This is a genomic window from Brenneria corticis (genome assembly GCF_003115855.1).
Taxonomy (GTDB): Bacteria; Pseudomonadota; Gammaproteobacteria; order Enterobacterales; family Enterobacteriaceae; genus Brenneria; species Brenneria corticis.
In genome coordinates, this window is the sequence record NZ_KZ819130.1 from 1 (window position 1) to 1,497 (window position 1,497).

Consider the following 1,497-nt stretch of genomic DNA (forward strand, 5'->3'; position numbering starts at 1 on the left):
ACGCGGCAAGCGTGGAGTTTGTCGGACGGGTTCAGCGCATGGCGCGGGTGCATCACTACGGCCTGCGCGATCGCCCTAATCGCCATAGTGACGATGTGCAATATGAGGCAAGGCCGTTGTTGGGGTTTAGTAAGGCAGAGATGAAAACGGTTGACGAGCTGCTGATAGAACATCTGAGCCGATAAAACACATTGCCCCGCAATACGGGGCAACTCATAACATCAGTTACTTATCTTCCTGCGATTTCAATTCTTCCAGTGTAAAATTTCTTACCCATATACGCTTTGTATCAACATCACGAGAAGAATAGGCAGTAACTAAACTAACGCTGTACTCTTTATTCGCTTCAAAGTGATAGGGTACAGGAACACATTGCAGTGGTAATACCGTGTAAGTTGGATTTTCCATGTCATCCCTTTCCCATACAGAATGCATTTTCCCATCAGATAGACGTTCTGAAATGCCAATTCGGAGTAGTTTGGAATGACCACTGTTCGTAACAGATTCATCCTCAGCGGCAATGCACGGCTGGCTATTTTTTAATGTAACTAATGCAAGACGAAAAGAGGTGTGATGACCGTATCCGCATCCAGATAACATGATGATAATCAGACCTAAAGAAAATATTTTTAGTTCCATAAACACTTCCTGTCGCGTGGTGATATAAGAAAATATTTAAGCGCGTTTTGGTATTTTCCTATTAAGTTAGGGCCAACAATTCCTCTGAAATTAGTAACAGCAGACCATTCATTAATACCAAAGCTCACCAACGAAAAATAATCAGCGATAATACAGGCTTGTTGTTCCATATTAAAATTCGCCAATAATTTGTAGTCTGGTAATGAATAATTGTAATTGGTCGCCCAACTCATTATGCCGCGTGCTCTCACATTTAAACCCATCTGATATTGCCAGACATGGACCATTTCATGAATGAACCAATTATGTATATCAGGCCTTTCTTGGGAGAAATCTTCTTTAAATATTTTTGGGGGCCAATACATATTGCCATTCGGTGTAACAGCCGTATCATCATTTTGCATTCCAAAAGGGAAATACTCGCCGTTATAAACCTTAACCATCCCGTAATTAATCGCATCCTTGAAAACTGTGCGAGCTATCCTAAGTTCACCCGCCGTAAGATTGCGGAAACCCTCTTCTTTTGTTGCCATTATTGCTCCCTATTATCATTCCTTAACAATATGCGGTCACGGTGTGTTCTACCGCTTGTTGTTTTAGGTGTCAACAAACACACTTCAATTGCCGCAAAATTTCCCCGGCGGCATCGTCACCCACGTCAACACGGTTGATGTCCTGTGCCGAGTGCAGACCGGGGAAATGACCACCGACTAGTTGCACTGGAGCGAGTGATCGTTAAACAGGTTGATAAGGCGCTGCACGTTACCCATGCACCGGAGCCGCCGCTGCCACTCCCTGTAGAACGCCCAATGGCGTTATACATTCATGGCGAATTAGTGAGCCAGTGGCATGAATGAG

General features: G+C 44.0%; 3 protein-coding genes and 1 pseudogene. 2 read left to right on the forward strand and 2 right to left on the reverse strand.

The annotated features are described in order from the left end of the window. Positions 1-185, forward strand: a 185-nt coding sequence (locus DDT56_RS24180) for a phage virion morphogenesis protein (protein ID WP_136168885.1), incomplete at its 5' end; no start/stop codon positions are given. 40 nt (positions 186-225) lie between these two features. Here the strand turns inward: DDT56_RS24180 and DDT56_RS24185 are convergent. Both DDT56_RS24185 and DDT56_RS24190 read right to left on the reverse strand, forming a co-directional pair. Beyond that, on the reverse strand, positions 226-639 hold the full coding sequence (locus DDT56_RS24185) for a putative T6SS immunity periplasmic lipoprotein (protein WP_136168886.1): 414 nt from the start codon (positions 637-639) through the stop codon (positions 226-228). Then, entirely contained in the window at positions 630-1,172 is a 543-nt protein-coding gene (locus tag DDT56_RS24190) for a hypothetical protein (protein ID WP_136168887.1), read from the reverse strand. The genes DDT56_RS24185 and DDT56_RS24190 overlap by 10 nt, the downstream gene beginning before the upstream one ends. Before the next feature lie 189 nt (positions 1,173-1,361). On the opposite strand from DDT56_RS24190, the pseudogene DDT56_RS24965 reads away from it, so the two are divergent. Next, positions 1,362-1,496: pseudogene (locus DDT56_RS24965) on the forward strand (phage tail protein); the annotation flags it as partial. Between the last annotated feature and the right edge of the window lies 1 nt (position 1,497).